Genomic DNA, 19,584 nt, shown 5'->3' with positions numbered 1-19,584 from the left:
GCTCGCCGGTATGGTGCCGCATATCGCCTGCCGCCATCCGAAGAACCGCACCCGTGTCCCGCATCGAAAAGCCCGCCGACAGTGACCCCGCCCGCAACGCGCTTCGAACCGGCAAGCCGACGCTGAAGACGATTGCGGAAATCACCGGCCTTGCGATCACCACGGTCTCCCGCGCGCTCGGCAACGCGCCGCAGATCTCCGAGACGACGCGCCGGCGCGTGCACGAGGTCGCCGCTGAGATCGGCTACCTGCCGGACCGTGCCGCCCAGCGCCTCAAGACCGGCCGCACCAATGTCGTGTCCGTCCTGCTCGATCCGCACGAGGAGATCCTGGGCTTCGGCACGTCCATCATGCATGGCCTGGCGCGCGCCCTTCAGGGCACCGCCTACCACCTCATCGTCACGCCGAATTTCCTCGACGGCAGCAATGTCGATGCCGTCAACTACATCATCCGCAACGGCATGGCCGACGGCCTCATTTTCTCGCGCACGGAACCCTTCGATCCGCGCGTGCGGCTGCTGCTGGAAAACGGCTTTCCCTTCGTCACCCACGGCCGCACGGAATTTTCCACTCCGCACGCCTTCGTCGACTACGACAATTTCGCCTTCGCCTATGCGGCCACAAGACGGCTGATCGTCAAGGGCCGGCGCAAGGTGACGATCATCCTGCCGCCCCGGCGCCTCACCTTCTACCAGCACATGCTGCACGGTTTCATGACCGCCGTGCGCGAGGCCGGCGCCGCCTACGAGATTCCCGAGGCGCTCGATCTCGACAGCCCCGCCGACATGATCCGCGACTATGTGCGCCGCCGCAGCGCCGAGCCCGATCCGCCCGACGGTTTCGCCTGTCCCGGCGAAGTCTCGGCGCTCGCCACGATCACCGGCATGAGCGATCGGGGCCTTTCGCTCGGCGGCGAATACGACATCGTCGCCAAGCAGACGTCGCGGCTGCTCAGCCAGATCCAGCCGAAGGTCGAGACGATCTACGAGGACCTGACGGCGGCCGGCGAGGCGATGGGCCGGCTGCTGCTGAAGCGCATCGGCGGCGAGCCCATCGAGGATCTCACCATCCTGCAGAGCCCGCAACTCAGCTTCCCGACGCCCTGAGCGGACGGCAGCGCCGGTCCCAGCCATGGTTGTCGGGAAAGCGTGGCTCATCGCGGCATCCACCAGCCGGTGCGCGTGCCGATATGCATGTTGAGCGTCTTGGTCTCCGTATAATCCTCCACCGCATGGCGGCCGAGCTCTCGGCCGAGGCCGGACTGGCGATAACCGCCGAAGGGCAGCTCCGAAGCGCCGTCCATGAAGGTGTTCATCCAGATCGTGCCGGCGCGCACCTTGCGGCCGATGGTGAGGCAGGTGTCGAAGTCCCGGCTCCAGACGCCGGCCGAAAGGCCGTAGTCGATGGCATTGGCGATGCGGATCGCCTCTTCCGTCGTCTCGAAGGTCAGAACCGAAAGCACCGGGCCGAACACTTCCTCACGGGCGACGGCCATGTCGGGCCGGACGCCCGAAAGGATGGTCGGGGCCATGAACTGGCCGAGGCCGAGATCGAGCGCGGCGCCGCCAAGCGCCACCGAAGCGCCGGCCTTGGCGGCACCATCGACATAGGCACCGATCTTTGCGAGGTGCTGCGGCGTGATGATCGCGCCGACCTGTGTCGTCGGATCGAGCGGATCGCCGACCTTCACCGTCTTCGCCAGGTCCGCGATGCGGGCCGTCACGTCGGCCGCAATCGATGTGTGCAGGATCAGCCGCGAGCCGGCATTGCAGCATTCGCCGGCGTTGAAATAGGCGCCGAAGACGGCGGCGTCGACGAAGGCGTCGAGATCGGCGTCGGGGAAGACGATTTGCGGGTTCTTGCCGCCGAGTTCGAGCGACACCTTCTTCAACGTCTGCGCCGCATTGGCCATGGTCAGGCGACCGACGCCGGTCGAGCCCGTGAAGGAGACCATGTCGACATCCGGGTGCGTCGTCATCGGCGCGCCGACCTCCGGGCCGGTGCCGGTGACGATGTTAACGACGCCTGCGGGCACGCCGGCCTCGATAAGGATCTCTCCGAGGAGGAGCGTCGAACCCGAGGTGAGCTCGGACGGCTTGACCACCGTCGTGCAGCCGGCGGCGAGCGCAAAAGGTAATTTCTGGCTTACGATCAGGAAGGGGAAATTCCACGGCGTGATGATCGACACGACGCCGATCGCCTCGCGCAGCACGACGCCGAGCGTGCCTTCGCCGAGCGTGTTGTAGCTTTCGCCGTGAAGATCGCGGGCGAGCGCCGCGGCGTAGCGCCAGATGTCGATCGCGCCGCCGAGTTCGCCCTTCGCCTGGCTGATCGGCTTGCCGCTTTCGATGCAGTCGAGGAAGGCGAGCTCGTCCGCGCGGGCGGCGATGAGGTCGGCGGCCTTCAGGAGGATGTTGGAACGCTCGGCGCCGGTCATGGACGGCCATGGTCCGTCGTCGAAGGCCTTGCGCGCGGCGGCGATGGCGCGTTCGGCATCGGCCTTGCTACCGGCCGGATAGCGGCTGACGACGATGCCGTGGCCGGGCGCGATGCGCTCGATCGGCTGGCCGGCGCCCTCCGTCCACGTGCCGTCGATCAGCATGCGGAAATCGCGTGCCTTGAAGTTTTCCAGCGCCTTGGGTTTCACATGCGCGGTCATCACCATTCTCCCTTGAAATCAGCGGGGCGCTTGCCCGTGAAGGCGGCGACGCCTTCCTTGAGGTCCCCGGTCTTGGCGACGAGGATCGAGCCGAGCGTCTCCACCGCCGCGCCATTGTCCTCGCCGTTCGCCACCGCGATCATCAGCTTGGAAATTTCCGTTGCCGCCGGCCCGCGGGCCACGATGCGCGCGGCATAGGTCTTGGCCGCCTGCACGGCTGTCCCGGTTTCCACCACCTGATCGACGATGCCGAGCGTTGCGGCTTCCGCCGCCGTCAGCACCTCGCCGCCGAGCAGCATGCGGCGCACCGCCTGTGCGCCGAAACGCTTCACCAGCCGCTGCGTGCCGGACCAGCCGGGCACCATGCCGAGGCCGGCCTCCGGCAGACCGATCTTCACCTGGGCCTCCGCGATGCGGATATCCGCCGCCGCCGCGAGCTCCAGCCCGCCGCCGAGCGCATGGCCGTTGATAGCGGCGATCAGCGGCATGCGCAGCGTCGCCAGCCGTTCGAAGACGCGGTGGCCGAAGCGCACCCAGGCATGGCCGAATTCGTTCGGCTCCATGCCGGCCCAGGCGCGGATATCGCCGCCGGCGGAGAAGGCCTTGCCTTCGCCGGTGAGGATGGCGACACGCACAGCGGCATTCGCCTCGACCGTGTCGCAGGCCGCCGAAAGCTCCTTCAGCATGTCGATGTCGAAGGCGTTCAGCTTTTCCGGCCGCGCGACGGTGATCGTCGCGAGAGAACCTTCGATATCGATGCGGATGCGCGGCTCAGCCATGGACGGCTCCCGCCAGCGTGCGCGGCGCCTTTTCAGGCAGCGTGAGGCCGATCGGCGCATCGGTGAAGAGCTTTGCGTCCATCACCTTGAGGTCGGGCGAAACGATCAGCGCGAATTCCGACTGGTCGAGGATATGCGTCTTGAGATCGACGCCGGGCGCGATCTCGGTGAGCACGATGCCGTCGGGCGTCAGCTTCATGACGCAGCGCTCGGTGACATAGGTGATGTCCTGCCCCTGCGCGACGCCGCGCGGGCCGGAAAAGGTGACATGCTCGACGGCATTGACCAGCTTCTTAAGCTTGCCTTCCTTCTCGATGACGAGCTTTCCATCCGCGATGGCAAGCCTGGCGCCGGCGTTGAACATGCCGGAGAAGACGATCTTCTTCGCCCGCGCCGTGATGTCGACGAAGCCGCCGGCCCCCGCCGTCACATGCGGACGGAAGGAGAGTTTCGAGACGTTCACCGAGCCGTCCCTGCCGATTTCCAGGAAGGAGAGCAGCGAGGCATCGAAGCCGGCGCCCTGGAAATAGGTGAACTGGTAGGGCGAGGGCATGAAGGCATCGGCGTTCGAGGCGCAGCCGAAGGCGAAGTCGAGCAGCGGCACGCCGCCGACGGCGCCCTGCTCGATCACCCAGGTGACGGCGCCGTGCAGGCCTTCTTCCAGCAGGATGCGCGGCACGTTGGCGGAGATGCCGAAGCCGAGATTGACGGCGCTGCCGGTCTCCAGCTCCTCTGCCACGCGGCGGGCAATAACCTTCTGGATGTTAAATTCCGGCACGCGGAAACTGTCGAGCGGACGGAAGATCTCGCCTGAAATGGCGGGGTCGTAGAGCGTCTGCGTCGTCTGCTTCTGGTCCGGATCGACCACGATGTAATCCACCAGCACGCCGGGCACGCGCACGTCGTGCGGTTTCAGCGAGCCGTCCTTGGTGATGCGCTTGACCTGTGCGATGACGATGCCGCCATTGTTGCGGGCGGCGAGCGCCTGGTCGAGCCCGCCGAGGGTGGCGCCCTCGTGCTCATAGGTGAGGTTGCCGCGCTCGTCGGCGGTGGTGGCGCGGATGATCGCCACGTGAGGCGCGATCGCCTTGAAGTAGAGCCATTCCTCGCCGGCGAAGGTGATCTTCTCCACCACCGGTTCGTTCGCCGCGGCTTCGTTCATCGCGCAGCCCTCGCGGCTCGGGTCGACGAAGGTCTCCAGGCCGACCTTGGTGATGACGCCGGGGCGCTTGGCGGCCGCCTCGCGGTGCATGTCGAAGAGGATGCCGGAGGGGATGTTGTAGGCGGCGACCTCGTTCGAACCGATCATCTGCCAGATGAGCGGCGGTTCGGAGGAGGAGGGGCCGGACGGATAGGAGCCGCCGATGATCGTCTTCAAGAGACCTTTCCTGGCGATGTAGTCGACACCCTTGATGCCGCTCATGTCGCCGGCGGCGATGGGGTGCAGCGTCGTCAGGTTCTTCGGATGGCCCGTCTCGTCGAAACGTTCGCCGATCGCCTTCAGCATCAGGTCCGGGCAGCCGAGGCCGGAGGAGGAGGAGACCGAGACGACGGCGCCGTCGGGGATCAGGCCTGCCGCCTCGCGCGGGGTGATGTGCTTGCTCATGGGGCTCACAGTCCCGGTTCGATGCGGACCGCTTGGCCCGTGCGGGCCGCCTCGACGACGGCAAGGCCCGTCGCCAGCGACCAGACGCCATCCTTGCCGGTGGCGGAGGGCGTTCCCTTGCCGGCAATGGCGGCGTGGAAGGCGGCAAGGGTGGTCTCGTAGAGGTTGCGATGGTCGAGCGGCAGCTCGTGCTCGCCGTCGGCATCCCGGAGCGTCACCGTGCCGGTGGGGCGCTGCGTCATGACATTGCGGCCGATGAGGGAGCCCTCCGTGCCATGGACTTCGAGGCCGGTTTCGGCGAATTTCGTGGTGAAGCCGTCGTGGAACTGTGCGATCGTGCCGGAGCCGAAGCGCAACACGCCCATCACGGCATCCTCCAGCCCGGCCTTGCCCATGCCGCCGGCCTGCGAGAAGGCGATAGCCTCCACCGGATCGTCGTCGAGCACGAAACGCAGCGTGTCGGCATCGTGCACAGTGATGTCGAGGATGACGCCGCCGCCGGCCTCCGGTTTGTCGAGCCGCCAGCCCTGCAGGTGCGGCGGCAGGTAGACCGCGTGGAAAACACGGGCCGACAGCGGCCTGCCGATGCGGCCGGCCTTGATGGCCTCGCGCATTGCCCGGTGCGTCGCGGCGTTGCGCAGGTGGTGGTTCGTCGCCAGCACGATGCCGGCCGCCTCTGCCGCCGCGATCATGGCGCGGGCATCGTCGAGCGAAAGGGCAAGCGGCTTTTCGCACAGGACGTGCTTGCCCGCCTTCGCCGCGGCGAGGGCCTGGTCGCGGTGCAGCTCGTTCGTCGTCGAGATGTAGACGGCGTCGATCTTGGGGTCGTCGAGCAGATCGGCAAGCGCCGTGACCGAGTTTGCGATGCGCTGTTCATCCGCATAGGCGCGGCCGCGCTCGGCGCTCGTGCTCATCACGGAAACGACCTCGCCGCCCGTCGCGCGGATCGCGCCGATCACCCATTCCTTCGCGATCGTGCTTGCGCCGATCAAACCCCAGTTTGTCATGCGGAAATCCTCCTCGTCCTGTCCGTCTGGCCGGCACCGCAGCTCTGGCGCACGACGAGGCGCACGGAGCTGACGATGGTCTCGGGCTCCACCCGGCCGGCATTGATCTGTTTCAGCAAGAGTTGCGCCGCGCGCCGGCCCATGCCCTGTGGGTCGACGGAGACCGTCGTCAGCGCCGGCACGGCGGTTTCGGCCTCGATCACGTCGTCGAAACCCACCACGGCGAAGTCGCGGCCCGGCTCCTTGCCGGCGGCGCGCAGGCCGTCGCACACGCCGAAGGCGGCGGCATCGTTGAAGCAGAGCGCGGCGGTCGGCGCCTCGGGCAGAAGCAGCGCACGCTCGATGGCGGCAACGCCGCCGGCGCGCGAGGCCGCCGTGCCGATGACGAGCCGGTCCGGCGCTGCAAGCCCCGCTTCCGAAAGCGCATCCCTCCAGCCCTCGACGCGTTCGGTGAAGACCGTGGTGTTGGCGATGCCGCCGAGGAAGGCGATGCGGGTGTGGCCGAGCGAGACGAGGTGCCGCACGGCATCCTTCGCGCCGGCATAATTGTCGGAGAACAGCGTCGAGACCTTGGCGCCGACGACGTTGCGCACCACGGCGACGACCGGGATGCCGCTGGCGGCGAGCGGCTTCAGGTCGCCCGCCTCCGTGCCGCGGGCGGGCGACAGGATGAGGCCGGCAATGCCGTGCTCGCGCATGGAGGCGATGACCTCGCGCTGGCGGTCGACGCTTTCGGCGGAGTTCGACAGGAACTGCACGTAGCCGGCCGACTGCATGACCATGTCCATGCCGACGGCAAGCTCGGCGAAGAAGGAGTTGGTAAGGTCGTTGACGATGATGCCGATGATCCGCGAGGAGGCGGACTGGCGCAGGTTCGCCGCGCCGCGATTGTAGACATAGCCGAGTTCGCGGATGACGGCGTTCACTTTGGCGCGGGTCGCCTCGTTCACCAGGGGGCTTGCCTGCAGCACGAGCGAGACGGTCGACTTCGACACGCCGGCGGCGCGCGCAATATCGACGACGGTCACCCGGCTCTTGTTCACGGTCTTCCTCCCTGCGCGGCGTTCATTCCGGCCGCTTGCTGAAGCTAAATAATTGGATCGTTCCAAATCTGTCAAGAGATATTTGGCGAGTTGATGGAGTTTGGCCGCTCGGCCTTTCGCGCTTTCCTGCTTCACGGTACGCCCTCTCTTTTCGTCATGGCCGGGCTTGGCCTAACCATCCAAACGGCGTGCATAGTGCTGGATTACGTGGATCCTCGGCTCAAGGCCGAGGATGGCGGGGGAGGGCGGGGCGGATGGTTTCCCATCCCGTTCCGGCGAATAGCGGCTATGCGATCCCGAATGCCGCCTTCAAAATCTCGCTTGAAATTTGGAACGATCTAAATTATTGCCCTGAAAAAACCGGGAGGATTTCATGCCGATCAGCCTTACCCTGCCGCAGCCGGATGGCGGCCTTGCCCGCTACCATCTTGTCGGGACGCCGCTTGGGCGCCCCACCGTCGCGCCTGTCTTCAACCGCATCGCCTATGCGGCGGCCCATGTGGTTTCCGATCCGCGTCGCGACGCGCGACCCTGGGAGGCGCCGGCCATCGACTGGGAACGCACGATGGCGTTCCGCCATCATCTCTGGTCGCTCGGCTTCCGCATCGCCGAGGCGATGGACACGGCGCAGCGCGGCATGGGGCTCGACTGGGCCGGCGCGCAGGAGCTGATCCGCCGCTCGCTGGCCGAGGCGAAGATCGTGCCGGGCGCCGATCTCGCCTGCGGCGCGGGCACGGACCAACTCGACCCCGCCGATGCGCGTTCGCTTGACGACGTGATTCGGGCCTATGAGGAGCAGGTCGGTTTCGTCGAGAAACACGGTGGCCGGGCCATCATGATGGCGAGCCGAGCGCTCGCTCGCCTGGCGGCCTCGCCGGACGACTACCGCAAGGTCTATGGTCGCATCCTCGGCCAGGCGAAGGACAGGGTCGTGCTGCACTGGCTGGGCGACATGTTCGACCCGCAGCTTGCCGGCTACTGGGGCTCCAGGGATTTCGCGCCTGCGCTGGAGACGGTCCTGTCGATCATCGCGGAGAACCGCGGCAAGGTCGAGGGCATCAAGATATCGCTGCTCGACAATGCCTGTGAGGTGGCGTTGCGCAACCGGCTGCCGGAGGGCGTACTCTGCTTCACGGGCGACGACTTCAACTATGCCGAGCTGATCGAGGGTGACGGGCAGAGGTACAGCCATGCCTTGCTCGGCATCTTCGATGCGGTCGCCCCGCAGGCTTCCAAGGCGTTGGCGGCGCTCGCGACCGGCGATGCCGCCACCTTCCGGGCCGTCATCGAGCCGACGGTGCCGCTCTCGCGCAAGATCTTCGAGGCGCCGACGCAATATTACAAGGCGGGCGTCGTCTTCCTCGCCTGGCTCAACGGCCACCAGGACCATTTCACCATGCCGGCCGGCATGCAGTCGGCCCGCGGCCTCCTGCACTATGTCGACGTCTTCCGCCTCGCGGACCGGGCCAACGTGCTCGACAGGCCGGACCTCGCCGCTGCGCGCATGAAGAACCTGATGACGGTACTCGGCGTCGGGCAAGATTAGCTGTGGATGAGCGGCCCTGCCGCCGGTTCTTGCCGCTGTCAGGCGTTAAACTCCGTCTTCTCGAAGGAAGACACGGGAGCGGGCGATGGCAGCGGGCGAAGTGAAGGTCGGGGAAAGCTGGAAGGCGCCGCTGGCGGCGGAATTCTCCAGCCCCTACATGGCCGACCTCAAGGCCTTCCTCCTGGAGCAGAAGCAGGCGGGACGGCGCATCTTCCCGAAAGGCTCGGAATATTTCCGCGCCCTCGACCTGACGCCGCTCGAGGAGGTGCGCGTCGTCATCCTCGGGCAGGATCCCTATCACGGCGAGGGCCAGGCGCACGGGCTCTGCTTTTCCGTGCAGCCCGGCGTGCGCATCCCGCCGTCGCTGGTCAACATCTACAAGGAAATGCAGGACGATCTCGGCATCCCGCCGGTCCGTCATGGCTTCCTGGAGCACTGGGCCAAGCAGGGCGTCCTGCTTTTGAACAGCGTGCTGACGGTGGAGATGGGCCGCGCCGCCTCGCACCAGGGCCGCGGCTGGGAGCGGTTCACCGACGCGGTCATCCGCGCCGTCAACGAGCAGGAAAAGCCCGTCGTCTTCATCCTCTGGGGCTCCTATGCGCAGAAGAAGGCGGCCTTCGTCGATCGGGACCGCCATCTCGTGCTGCGCTCGGCCCATCCTTCGCCGCTTTCCGCCCATAACGGCTTCTTCGGCTCGCGGCCGTTTTCCAAGGCGAACGCGTTTCTCGAAAAGCACGGCCGCAAGCCGATCGACTGGCAATTGCCGGGCACGCCGGGCTGAGCAGGCTCTCGGGGCGAGGGTTGCCACTCACCAGCCTGCCGGCATCCTCTCCCCGCAAGCGGGGCGAGGAGCGATGGGCGCGCCGCCTTCCTCCCTCCCGCTGCCTGCGGCAGAGTGATCGCTGATAGGGTATGGCATCGCCACATCCTCCTTCTCCCCGCTTGCGGGGATAGGAGGTGAGGGGCAGGCGCCTCAGCGGACGAGCGTCTCGTCGAGCAGCGCCATCACCTTTTCCGCATCGATGCCGATGCAGGCGTGCTGGCTCGGCAGGTCGTCCCAGTTGCCGGGCGGGAATGTGCGGGCGTCCGGCTTCTGGATCGTCTGGCCATCGGCAATGCCGCCGGCGACGACGCGGATGGCGCCGGGGCGGGTGGTGAAGAGCTCGGGGGCGACGAGATAGATGCAAGCGCAGCTGTCATGCACCACCATGCCCTCGTCCTCCACATGCTGGCCGTAGAAGTCGATGTAGAATTGCGAGATGTCGGAAAGCAGCTTCAGGTGCCTGCCGTTCCGCTCGGTGAGTTCGGCGAGGCGCTTGCGGGTCATCACCGTCTTCATCGTCACGTCGAGACCGACGACCACGACCTTCCACGGCGCCGTCATCACCGCGTCGGCGGCTTCCGGGTCGCCGTGGATGTTGGCTTCGGCGGCCGGCGTGATGTTGCCGGGCACGTCGAAGGCGCCGCCCATGATGATGACCTGCCTGACGAGGCCGGCGATACCGGGGTCTTCCTTCAGCGCATAGGCGAGGTTTGACATGCGGCCGACGGCGATCAGCGTCACCTCGCCGGGATTGGCCCGTACGGTCTCGATGATGAAGCGGTGCGCCGGGCGCGGATCGAGCGGCAGGTCGACCGTGTCGGGCACGTCGATATTGCCGAGCCCGTCATGGCCGTGGATCAGCACCGGCCAGTCGACCGGGTTGCGCATCGGATTGTAGGTCTTGCCCTCGCCGCGGGCGACGGGGGCCGCGATGCCCCATTCGCGTTTCAGGAACAGCGCGTTGCGCGTCGTGGTCTCGATGGCGGCATTGCCAAAGACGGTGGTGATGCCGATGAGGTCGATCTCGGGATGATTGTGCAGGAACAGCAGCGCCATCGCGTCGTCGACGCCGGGATCCGTGTCGAAAATAACCTTGTGCATTGCGGGTGTCTTTCTTCTTGTCGTTATGGAGATCGCGCGCCTACTGGAAACGGGCGATGGAGAAGGGGGCAAGCGCGCTTTCACCGTCACCGGCCAGAAGCTGGGCGACATGGCGGCCGGTCGTTGCGGAAAGCGTGAGGCCGAGATGGCCGTGGCCGAAGGCAAAGGCGATGCGCGGATCGGCCGGATGCAGGCTGATGACGGGCAGCGAATCCGGGGTGGAGGGGCGCCGGCCCATCCATTCGGTGCCGCCTTCCTCCTGGAGGTCCGGCACGTAGCGGCGCATCTTCCGGCGCATGGCGGCGGCGCGCCTGTAGTTGGCGGGCGCGTCCGGCGAGGCGAGCTCCACCGCGCCGCCGATACGCAGTGCATTCTCGAAGGGCGTCGCCACGAAGCCATGCTCGGAGAAGAAGACCGGCATTTCGAGCGTCGTCGACGGGTTCATGAAGGTGGTGTTGTAGCCGCGCTCGGTTTCGAGCAGGACCTTCAGGCCGAGATCGGCGACGAAACGGCGCGACCAGACGCCCGCGGTGATCGCAAGGCGATCGAAGGTGAAGGTCCGGCCGCCCTCCGTCGTCACGGTAGTGCTGCTCTCCGCCCGGGCGACCCGCGACACGGTGGCGTCGATCAACGCCGCCCGGTCGCGCAGCAGCGCCTGCAGGCGGCGCAGGAAGGTCAGCGGATATTCGAAGGTCTTGTAACCGTCGTTGAAGATGGCGCCGGCAAAAGGTCCCGAGAGGGCCGGCACGCGGCGGCGGGCTTCCGCCACGTCCAGCGCCTCGACGGTGCAGCCGACCAGCCGGGCATTCTCCGCCTCGTGCGTGAAAACCTTGTCGCGGGCCGCGACGGTGTCGAAGACCGTCAGCGCGCCGGTATCGCGCATATGGCCGGAGAGGCCGGCCATCGCGCCGAGGTGCACATGATCGGCCTCCGCCGTCTTCATCAGGTGGAGCAGGGCCATGCGGCTTTCGGCGGCCTTGCCGGCGCGCGCGGAAAGGAGGAAGCGGATGAGCCAGGGAGTGAGCGTCGGCAGATCCTGCCAGCGCAGGGTCAGCGGCCCCAGCGGATCGAGCAGCCATTTCGGCACGGAGAGCAGCATGTCCAGCCGGGCGAGCGGATCGATTTCCGGCACCGCCAGGATACCCGCATTGCCGACCGAGGCCGGCAGGCCGCCGGCGTCCCGCTCCAGAATGGTGACGCTGTGGCCCTGTTCCAACAGATTGAGCGCTGTGGCGCAGCCCATGAGGCCGCCGCCGACGATACCGATATGCGCCATGCCGTCCCGTTGCGTGTTGTTTTCGTTCGTTGTGCCGCCGCCCGCGAAGCAGGAACGGCGGATCGCGGCGGACGATAGACGGAAAGCGCCCGGCTGTCGACTGAGCGGCAGGCCGGGCCGGATCAGGCCTGCTTACCTGCTTCCTGCACGGGTTTGCGGCTCTGGAGCACCTGCCACAGGAAGGCGAGCACGAAGAGGATGGTCATCAGGAGCACGATGGTCGGGGCGGGGGCGCTGTCGATGAGGAAGCTCAGCCAGATGCCGAAGAAGGTGGCGCCGAGGGCGACCGCGACGGCGACCATGAGCATGCTCGGGAAACGCCGGGTGAGGAGGGCGGCGATGGCGCCTGGCGCGACCAGCATGGCGATGGCGAGGATGATGCCGACCGCCTTCAGCGCGCCGACGACGACGAGGGACAGCACGGCGAGCAGGCCGTAGTGCAGCAGTTTCACCGGCAGGCCGATGGCAGCGGCGTGCTGCCGGTCGAAGGCCTGCACCAGCAGATCCTTGCGGAAGAGGAGGATGAAGGCCGTCGAGGCTGCGGCGATCGCCGCCGTCTCCACGAGATCGGCTGCGCCGATGCCGAGCATGTCGCCGAAGAGGATGTGGTCGAGATGGATGTCCGGCTGGATCTTGACATAGAGAACGAGGCCGAGCGCGAACATGCCGGAAAAGACGATGCCGAGGATCGTATCCTCCTTGACCCGGCTGTTGTCCTTGAGGTAGCCGGCCGAAAGCGCGCAGAACAGGCCCGCGACGAAGGCGCCGGTGGCGAAGGGCAGGCCCACGACATAGGCGATGACGACGCCCGGCAGGACGGCATGGGAGACCGCGTCGCCCATCAGCGACCAGCCCTTCAGCACGAGATAGCAGGAGAGCAGCGCCATCGGCAGGGCGATCATCAGCGTCACCAGGAAGGCGTTCTGCATGAAGGCGAGCTGGAAGGGCATGATCGCAAGGTCGAGCGTCTCGTTCATGGCTGTTTCGCCTCCAGGGTTTCGAGGGCGAGGCGGCCCCTGCGGCGCGCGGCAAGAAGGCCGTGCTTCGGCGCGAAGAGGAAGGCGAGGAGGAAGATGGCCGTCTGCAGCACGACGATGATGCCGCCCGTCGCCCCGTCGAGGAAATAGGAGATATAGGCGCCGACGAGGCTGGTGCCGGCGCCGAGCGCGGCGGCGATCGTGATCAGCCGCTGGAAGCGGTCCGTCAGCAGGTAGGCGGTCGCGCCCGGCGTCACCACCATGGCGATGACGAGGAAGGCGCCAACGGTCTGCATGGCCGCGACCGTCGAGGCGCTGAGCAGCGTGAAGAACAGGATCTTCAGGCCCGTCGGGTTGAGGCCGATCGAGCGGGCGTGGCTCTCGTCGAAGAAGGTGACCATCAGGTCCTTCCACTTCAGAAGCAGGATGACGAGCGTGACGACGCCGATGATGGCGAGCTGGATCGTATCCTCGGGGCTGACGGCGAGGATGTTGCCGAGCACGATGGTCTGGATGTTCACCGGCGTCGGGGCGAGCGAGACCATGAAGAGGCCGAGGCCGAAGAAGGAGGAGAAGATCATGCCGATGATGGCGTCTTCCTTCAGCCGGGTCTTCCGGTTGAGGAAGAGCATCGCGGCGGCGGCAAGCCCGCCGGAGAGGAAGGCGCCGGCCGCGAAGGGCAGGCCCAGCATGTAGGCGCCGGCAACGCCGGGCACGATGGAATGGGAGAGGGCATCGCCGATCAGCGACCAGCCCTTCAGCATGAGATAGGCCGAGAGAAAGCCGCAGATGCAGCCGACCAGCGCGCTCACCCACATGGCATTCACCATGTAGCCGTAGCCGAAGGGTTCGAGGAGCGTGTCGATCACGGCGTCTTCTCCGCCTCGCGCTCGCCGTAGATGACGAAGGGGCGCTCGTCATCGGTGATGACCTTGACGGAGCGCTTGTCCTCGTCGTCGTGCAGGTCGCGGCCGCCGAGGATGAAGTGGCGCAGCACGCCGCCGAAGGCGCGCTCCAGATTGGCTTCGGTGAAGGTCTCGGCCGTCGGGCCGGAGGCGATGACGGTGCCCTTCACGAAGACGGTGCGGTCGCAGAAATCCGGCACGCTGCCGAGATTGTGGGTGGAGACCAGCATGACGCGGCCTTCGTCGCGCAACTTGCCAAGCAGCTCGACGATCTGCTCCTCCGTCCTCACGTCGACGCCGGTGAAGGGTTCGTCGAGCAGGATCACCTGGCCCTCCTGCGCGAGCGCGCGGGCGAGGAAGACGCGCTTCCTCTGCCCGCCGGAGAGCTCGCCGATCTGGCGCTTGCGGAAATCGCTCATGTTGACCCGCGACAGGGCCTCGTCGACCATCTCGTGGTCGCGTTTCGTCGGGATGCGCAGCCAGTTCATGTGGCCGTAGCGGCCCATCATCACGACGTCCTCGACGAGCACGGGGAAGGTCCAGTCGACCTCCTCGGCCTGCGGCACATAGGCGACGAGGTTCTTCTTCAGCGCCTCCTTCACGGAAAGGCCGAGGATGGTCACCTTGCCGGCGGCGACGGGCACGAAGCCCATGATCGCCTTGAAGAGCGTGGACTTGCCGGCGCCGTTGACGCCGACGAGCGCGGTGATCGTGCCCTTGGGAACGGAGAAGCTGGCATGCGTCAGCGCCGTGTGGCCGTTGCGATAGGTGACGGTCACGTCTTCGGCGAGAATGCCGTCCACCTTCTTCGGCCTGCCGCCCATCATCATTGTGAAAGACCCTTCACGATGGTTTCGGAGGTGACGCGCAGGAGGTCGAGATAGGTCGGCACGGGGCCGTCCGCCTCGCTCAGCGAGTCGACATAGAGCACGCCGCCATAGGCCGCGCCGGTCTCCGCGGCGACCTGCTTTGCCGGATCGGCGGAAACGGTGCTTTCAGAGAAGACGACGTGGATATTGTGTTCGCGCACCGCGTCGATCACGGCCTTCACCTGCATGGGGGTGCCCTGCTGGTCGGCGTTGATCGGCCAGAGGAAGAGTTCCTTGAGGCCGAAATCGCGGGTGAGGTAGCTGAAGGCGCCCTCGCTGGTGACGAGCCAGCGCTTTTCCTCGGGCAATGCGTCGATCTTCGCCTTCATCTCCACGCCGAGCGCGGTGATCTTCTCGCTGTAGGCCTTGGCATTGGCGTCGTAGGTCGCGGCATTGGCGGGATCGAGCGCGACCAGCGCCTTGCGGATGTTCTCGACATAGATGAGCGCGTTGGCCGGCGACATCCAGGCATGCGGGTTCGGCTTGCCCTCATAGGGACCCTGCACGATGCTCATCGGCTCGACGCCCTCGCTGACGGTGACGTTCGGCACGTCGCCGAGATTGGCGAGGAATTTCTGGAACCAGAGCTCGAGGTTCAGTCCGTTCCACAAAACGAGCTTGGCGTCCTGCGCCTTCAGGATGTCGCGCGGGGTCGGCTGGTAGTTATGGATCTCCGCGCCCGGCTTGGTGATCGATTCCACCACGGCCGCGTCGCCCGCCACATTCGCCGCGATGTCGGCGATGATGGTGAAGGTCGTGACGACCTTCGGCTTTTCCTGGGCAAGGGCGGGAGACAGGGCAGGGGCCGCGCCAAGGAGCGGCAGGCTGAGGAGAAGGGCATGGAATGAACGGCGGAGCATCGGCTCTCCTTGTCTGCTTTTGCGAATGAGTTGCATTAAACTATAGGGCTGTTTTCGCCCTGTCAACGCAATTGCAAATCATTCGCAACAACGTCCCGAAATCGGACGTCCGGCGTTTAAAACTTCCGAAACGCCCGGCCGGTAGAGTGCGTGCAGTTCGCGTGCTCTCGGCGCGTTCGTGTTCCTGCGTTTCAAGAGAAGACCACCGCCCGTGAAGTTCCTTCCGACCTCTTTCCGCTTGTCCCGGAAGCTTCTGATCATCGTCGCCGGCGTCGTCGTGCTGACGGGCGCGTCGGGGGCCGCCGCGATCTTCGTCGGGCGCGATGCGCTGCTCGGACCGCCGGCGGAACAGGTGTCGGGCGCCGCCTGCACGACGGTGTCCACCGTCCGCCTCGAGCGCAACGGCCAGCACTGGCTGCGCAAATATGTACGTTCGGACGCCAGGGACGGGGATACACGCGTCAAGACGGCACTGCGTGTCGCCGGCGCCGTGTCCAATCACGAGGAGGCCGATCTCTACCAGGTCATCCTGCTCGATGCCGCCGGCCCGGTGAACCGGGCCGACATGCGCGGCCGCGCCATCGGCGCCGAGGTGCTCTTCACACGCAATCCTTCCGCCATTCCGGGCATGACGGCGCCGTTCGTCGCGCGCTACACGACCGGCCAGCCGGCGGGCAACGGCGAATTCTATGGTGAGCGCAAGGAATTGTCGCTGGACGAGATCAAGACCATCGTCACCGCGATGGAGGATCGGGCGGATTGCGTCGATCCGCATGCGGTCGAGGGAGCGGGTGGCCACGCTGAGGCCAAGGCCGAGGGCGGCCACGGCGAGGCGCCGGCCGAAGAAGGGTCGCACGAGGTCGCCGCCAGCGAACATTGACGGGGTAGAAGAGGGGGTGCCCCTCATCCCGCTGCCGCGACCTTCTCCCCGTAAACGGGGAGAAGGGGGTAGGACGCGCTCGTTTCCTCAACCAATAGCCGGTCGTGGGCCACGTCCCCGCTCCCCGTCTGCGGGGAGAGGGTGAGGGGCAAGAGCCAAGGACGAAATAAGACAAGAGGTGGCCGGCATCAGCCGCGTCAGCCCTCAATCCGCCTTTGCCCGGCGTGCCGGGAAGAGGATGACGTCGCGGATCGACGGGGCGTTGGTGAGCAGCATGATCAGGCGGTCGACGCCGATGCCGAGGCCGCCGGCCGGCGGCATGCCCTGGTCGATGGCATCCAGGAACTCGTCGTCGAGCTGCTTGGCCTTTTCGCCGCGGGCATGCGCCTGTTCCAGCTGCTCGACCATGCGGGCACGCTGCTCTTCCGGATCGTTCAGCTCCGAAAAGGCGTTGCCGAGCTCCCAGGTGTTGCAATAGGTCTCGAACCGCTCGACGAGACGCGGCTCGCCCGGCACTTCCTTGGCGAAGGGCGAGATGTCCTTCGGAAAGTGCGTGACGTGCGAGGGTTGGATCAGCGTCGGCTCGACCTTCTCCTCGAAGATGAAGGCGAGGCATTCGCCCCAGGTCCAGTCCTTCTCGACCTCGAAGCCGGCGGCCTTGGCGGCGGCGCGGGCCTCCTCGTCCGTCCTGATGGCGAGGAAATCGATGCCGGTGGCTTCCTTCACCGCATCGGGCATCGGCACGCGCCTGAACGGGCCCTTGAAGGAGATTTCCTTGTCGCCGTAGGAAAATTCGGTCGAGCCGTGGATCTTGACCGCGAGCTCGGCGAAGAGGCGTTCCACGAGGTCCATGATGTCCTCGTAGTCGGCATAGGCCCAGTAGCACTCCATCATGGTGAATTCGGGATTGTGCCGGGTGGACACGCCCTCATTGCGGAAGTTGCGGTTGATCTCGAACACCTTGTCGGTAAGCCCGGAGACCAGCGTGCGCTTCAGGAACAGTTCCGGCGCGATGCGCAGGAACATGTCGAGCTTCAGCGTATTGTGGTGCGTCTTGAAGGGCTCGGCCGTCGCGCCGCCATAGACGGAGTGCAGCATGGGCGTCTCGACTTCCATGAAGCCGTCGTTCTCCATGAAGCGGCGGATGCCGGAGACGATCTTCGAGCGCTGCTGGAAGCGGAGCTTGGATTCCTCGTTGGTCATGATGTCGAGGTGGCGCTTGCGGTAGCGGATCTCGACATCCGAGACGCCATGCCATTTTTCCGGCATCGGCAGCAGGGTCTTCGTCAGCATGACGATGTCCTGCGCGTTGATCGTCAGCTCGCCGCGCTTGGTGCGGCGCACGACGCCCGTCACGCCGATGATGTCGCCGAGATCGATCATCGGCAGCAGCGCGCGGGCTTCCTCCGGCGTCGTGTCCTTGTGCGAAAAGATCTGGATTTTTCCCGAGGCGTCATGGATGTCCATGAACATGCCGGAATTGCGCGAGGAATAGACGCGGCCGGCAACCGTCACCACGTCGCCGCTTTCCGTGTCGGGCGCCAGGCCTTCGTATTTTTCCGCAAGTTCGGCATTCGTCATCGTCCGGTGGAAATGTGCCGGATAGACGTCGCCGATCGTCTCGCGAAGCTGGCCGAGCTTCTGGCGGCGGACCTCCGTCGGGTCGGAGGAAAGGGCGGTTTCTGTCTTTTCGTTCATTCTTTCTTGTTCCTTACTTTCCGCTGCCCACCATCGAGGCGACGACCTGCGCCGCGACCTTCAGGCGCTGGCGCACGACGGAGCGGCCGAGGATCGCCATCGAATCGAAGAGCGGCAGCGAGCGCGACGAGCCGGAGACGGCGACGAAGAGCGGGGCGACGACGACCTTCAGCTTCTTGCCGAGCCGGTCGGCGCTCGCACGCAGTTCCGCCTCGATGCTCTCGACGGTCCATTCCGGCATCTTTTCAAGGTCCGGCTGCACCTGATTGAGGACTTCGAGGATCTCTTCCGGCGTGGATTTCACCTTGGCGAAGGCCTCCGGCGTCAGGCCGAGGTCGGATTTCAGCAGGAAGCCGGCAAGGTCGGGCAGCTCGCCGAGCTTGGAGATGCGCGACTGCGAGAGCTTCAGCCCCTGGCGGACGCGGTCGTTCTCCATCGCCCAGGAAAGCACGCGCTGGACGAATTCCTCTTCCGAAAGCTGCTCGCGCAGCCAGCGGCCGTTCAGCCAGTCGAGCTTCTGGATGTCGAAGATCGCGCCCGCCTTGGACAGGTTCTCCGGGTCGAACTTTTCGGCGAGCTGATCCATGGTCAGCATCTCCTCACCCTCGGCGATCTGGACGAAGAACAGGCCGAGGAAGTTCATCAGCGCCTCCGGCAGGTAGCCGAGCGCGGAATAGTAGGAGATCGACGTCGGGTTCTTGCGTTTCGAGAGCTTCGACTTGTCGTGGTTGCGCATCAGCGACAGATGCATGAAGACCGGCGGCTCGAGGCCGAGATATTGGTAGATGAGGATGTGCTTCGGCACCGAGGCGAGCCATTCCTCGCCGCGCGCGACATGCGTGATCTTCATCAGATGGTCGTCGACGACGTTCGCCATATGGTAGGTCGGCATGCCGTCGGCCTTGAGCAGGACCTGCATGTCGACGGCGTCCCACGGGATTTCGACCGGGCCGTAGACGCCGTCGACGAACTTGCAGGAGCCTTCCGTGGGGATCTTCATGCGCACGACATGCGGCTCGCCCGCCTCGACGCGCGCGGCCACTTCCTCGGCGGAAAGATGCAGGCAGTGGCCGTCATATTTCGGCGGCTTGCCTGCGGCGCGCTGCGCCTCGCGCATCTTCTCCAGCCGCTCGGGCGTGCAGAAACACTTGAAGCCATGGCCGTTCTCGACGATCTTGTCGACGAAGGGGCGGTAGATGTCCTTGCGGTCGGACTGGCGATAGGGGCCGTAGGGGCCGCCGATGTCGGGGCCTTCCGACCATTCGAGGCCGCACCATTTCAGCGCGTCCAGCACCTTCTGCTCGAATTCGGGCGTCGAGCGCGTGGCGTCCGTATCCTCGATGCGCAGGATGAAGGTGCCGTTGTTCTTCTTGGCGAAGAGATAGTTGAACAGCGCGATATAGGCGGTGCCGACATGCGGTTCGCCGGTCGGGGAGGGTGCGATGCGTACGCGAACGCCGGAGGCGGTTGCGGAAGTGCTCATGGTTTGGCCCGTCTTGACATGGTTTTACGCCCCCGGCCGGAGGTTCCGGCGTCGAAGGCGTCACGTTAGGGA

At 66.1% G+C, this 19,584-nt stretch carries 17 protein-coding genes; 4 read left to right on the top strand and 13 right to left on the bottom strand.

Annotated elements, in window-relative coordinates; all coding sequences use genetic code 11:
* Positions 1–53: 53 nt before the first annotated feature.
* Positions 54–1,106 carry a LacI family transcriptional regulator gene (locus tag AABQ55_RS22220; RefSeq protein WP_272806616.1) on the top strand — a complete coding sequence of 351 codons (1,053 nt, stop codon included), beginning with the start codon at positions 54–56 and terminating at the stop codon, positions 1,104–1,106.
* A gap of 47 nt (positions 1,107–1,153) precedes the next feature.
* On the opposite strand, the gene AABQ55_RS22215 is transcribed toward AABQ55_RS22220, so the two are convergent.
* Genes AABQ55_RS22215 through AABQ55_RS22195 form a run of 5 tightly spaced genes read right to left on the bottom strand, consistent with a single transcriptional unit; the run spans position 1,154 to position 7,094 of the window.
* A complete protein-coding gene (locus AABQ55_RS22215) occupies positions 1,154–2,659 on the bottom strand; it encodes an aldehyde dehydrogenase family protein (protein WP_272806615.1) in 1,506 nt (501 codons plus the stop codon).
* Positions 2,659–3,438 (bottom strand): enoyl-CoA hydratase/isomerase family protein, encoded by a 780-nt coding sequence (locus tag AABQ55_RS22210; RefSeq protein ID WP_272806614.1) that lies wholly within the window; start codon positions 3,436–3,438, stop codon positions 2,659–2,661. Before AABQ55_RS22210 ends, AABQ55_RS22215 begins: the two co-directional genes overlap by 1 nt.
* Positions 3,431–5,044 carry an acyl CoA:acetate/3-ketoacid CoA transferase gene (locus tag AABQ55_RS22205; protein ID WP_272806613.1) on the bottom strand — a complete coding sequence of 538 codons (1,614 nt, stop codon included), beginning with the start codon at positions 5,042–5,044 and terminating at the stop codon, positions 3,431–3,433. The genes AABQ55_RS22210 and AABQ55_RS22205 overlap by 8 nt, the downstream gene beginning before the upstream one ends.
* A 5-nt stretch (positions 5,045–5,049) precedes the next feature.
* Positions 5,050–6,051, bottom strand: a complete 1,002-nt coding sequence (locus AABQ55_RS22200; RefSeq protein WP_272806612.1) for a Gfo/Idh/MocA family protein — start codon at positions 6,049–6,051, stop codon at positions 5,050–5,052.
* Positions 6,048–7,094, bottom strand: coding sequence for a LacI family DNA-binding transcriptional regulator (locus tag AABQ55_RS22195; protein ID WP_244768186.1), 1,047 nt, complete (start codon positions 7,092–7,094; stop codon positions 6,048–6,050). Before AABQ55_RS22195 ends, AABQ55_RS22200 begins: the two co-directional genes overlap by 4 nt.
* A gap of 373 nt (positions 7,095–7,467) precedes the next feature.
* Between AABQ55_RS22195 and AABQ55_RS22190 the strand changes: the two genes are divergently transcribed.
* On the top strand, positions 7,468–8,640 hold the full coding sequence (locus tag AABQ55_RS22190) for a dihydrodipicolinate synthase family protein (RefSeq protein WP_272806611.1): 1,173 nt from the start codon (positions 7,468–7,470) through the stop codon (positions 8,638–8,640).
* An 85-nt stretch (positions 8,641–8,725) separates the two neighbouring features.
* Complete coding sequence (gene ung, locus AABQ55_RS22185) at positions 8,726–9,421, top strand: uracil-DNA glycosylase (RefSeq protein ID WP_064331266.1); 696 nt, start codon at positions 8,726–8,728, stop codon at positions 9,419–9,421.
* Positions 9,422–9,613: 192 nt separating this feature from the next.
* Here ung and AABQ55_RS22180 read toward each other — a convergent pair whose 3' ends face one another.
* The 6 genes from AABQ55_RS22180 to AABQ55_RS22155 form a co-directional block, all read right to left on the bottom strand.
* Positions 9,614–10,564 (bottom strand): nucleoside hydrolase, encoded by a 951-nt coding sequence (locus tag AABQ55_RS22180; RefSeq protein ID WP_272806610.1) that lies wholly within the window; start codon positions 10,562–10,564, stop codon positions 9,614–9,616.
* Between the two features lie 40 nt (positions 10,565–10,604).
* Positions 10,605–11,840, bottom strand: a complete 1,236-nt coding sequence (locus AABQ55_RS22175; RefSeq protein WP_272806609.1) for an NAD(P)/FAD-dependent oxidoreductase — start codon at positions 11,838–11,840, stop codon at positions 10,605–10,607.
* 122 nt (positions 11,841–11,962) lie between these two features.
* Entirely contained in the window at positions 11,963–12,817 is an 855-nt protein-coding gene (locus tag AABQ55_RS22170; RefSeq protein WP_244768192.1) for a metal ABC transporter permease, read from the bottom strand.
* The gene (locus tag AABQ55_RS22165) at positions 12,814–13,686 is read right to left on the bottom strand and encodes a metal ABC transporter permease (RefSeq protein ID WP_272806608.1); all 873 of its coding nucleotides are present in this window, start codon (positions 13,684–13,686) and stop codon (positions 12,814–12,816) included. The genes AABQ55_RS22170 and AABQ55_RS22165 overlap by 4 nt, the downstream gene beginning before the upstream one ends.
* Entirely contained in the window at positions 13,683–14,552 is an 870-nt protein-coding gene (locus AABQ55_RS22160; protein WP_272806607.1) for a manganese/iron ABC transporter ATP-binding protein, read from the bottom strand. The genes AABQ55_RS22165 and AABQ55_RS22160 overlap by 4 nt, the downstream gene beginning before the upstream one ends.
* Positions 14,549–15,451: a metal ABC transporter substrate-binding protein gene (locus AABQ55_RS22155; protein WP_272806606.1), complete on the bottom strand. Its 903-nt coding sequence runs from the start codon at positions 15,449–15,451 to the stop codon at positions 14,549–14,551. The genes AABQ55_RS22160 and AABQ55_RS22155 overlap by 4 nt, the downstream gene beginning before the upstream one ends.
* 238 nt (positions 15,452–15,689) lie before the next feature.
* On the opposite strand from AABQ55_RS22155, the gene AABQ55_RS22150 reads away from it, so the two are divergent.
* Positions 15,690–16,331, top strand: a complete 642-nt coding sequence (locus AABQ55_RS22150; RefSeq protein ID WP_272806605.1) for a hypothetical protein — start codon at positions 15,690–15,692, stop codon at positions 16,329–16,331.
* Positions 16,332–16,535: 204 nt separating this feature from the next.
* Here AABQ55_RS22150 and lysS read toward each other — a convergent pair whose 3' ends face one another.
* Both lysS and gltX read right to left on the bottom strand, forming a co-directional pair.
* Positions 16,536–18,029, bottom strand: a complete 1,494-nt coding sequence (lysS, locus tag AABQ55_RS22145; RefSeq protein ID WP_272806604.1) for a lysine--tRNA ligase — start codon at positions 18,027–18,029, stop codon at positions 16,536–16,538.
* Positions 18,030–18,042: 13 nt separating this feature from the next.
* Positions 18,043–19,512 (bottom strand): glutamate--tRNA ligase, encoded by a 1,470-nt coding sequence (gene gltX / locus AABQ55_RS22140; protein WP_272806603.1) that lies wholly within the window; start codon positions 19,510–19,512, stop codon positions 18,043–18,045.
* Between the last annotated feature and the right edge of the window lie 72 nt (positions 19,513–19,584).

The sequence above is a fragment of the Shinella sp. WSD5-1 genome, from assembly GCF_963942435.1.
Lineage (GTDB): Bacteria > Pseudomonadota > Alphaproteobacteria > Rhizobiales > Rhizobiaceae > Shinella > Shinella yambaruensis.
Note: the sequence above shows the minus strand (reverse complement) of the source record. Positions and strands in the feature narration are given on the sequence as shown.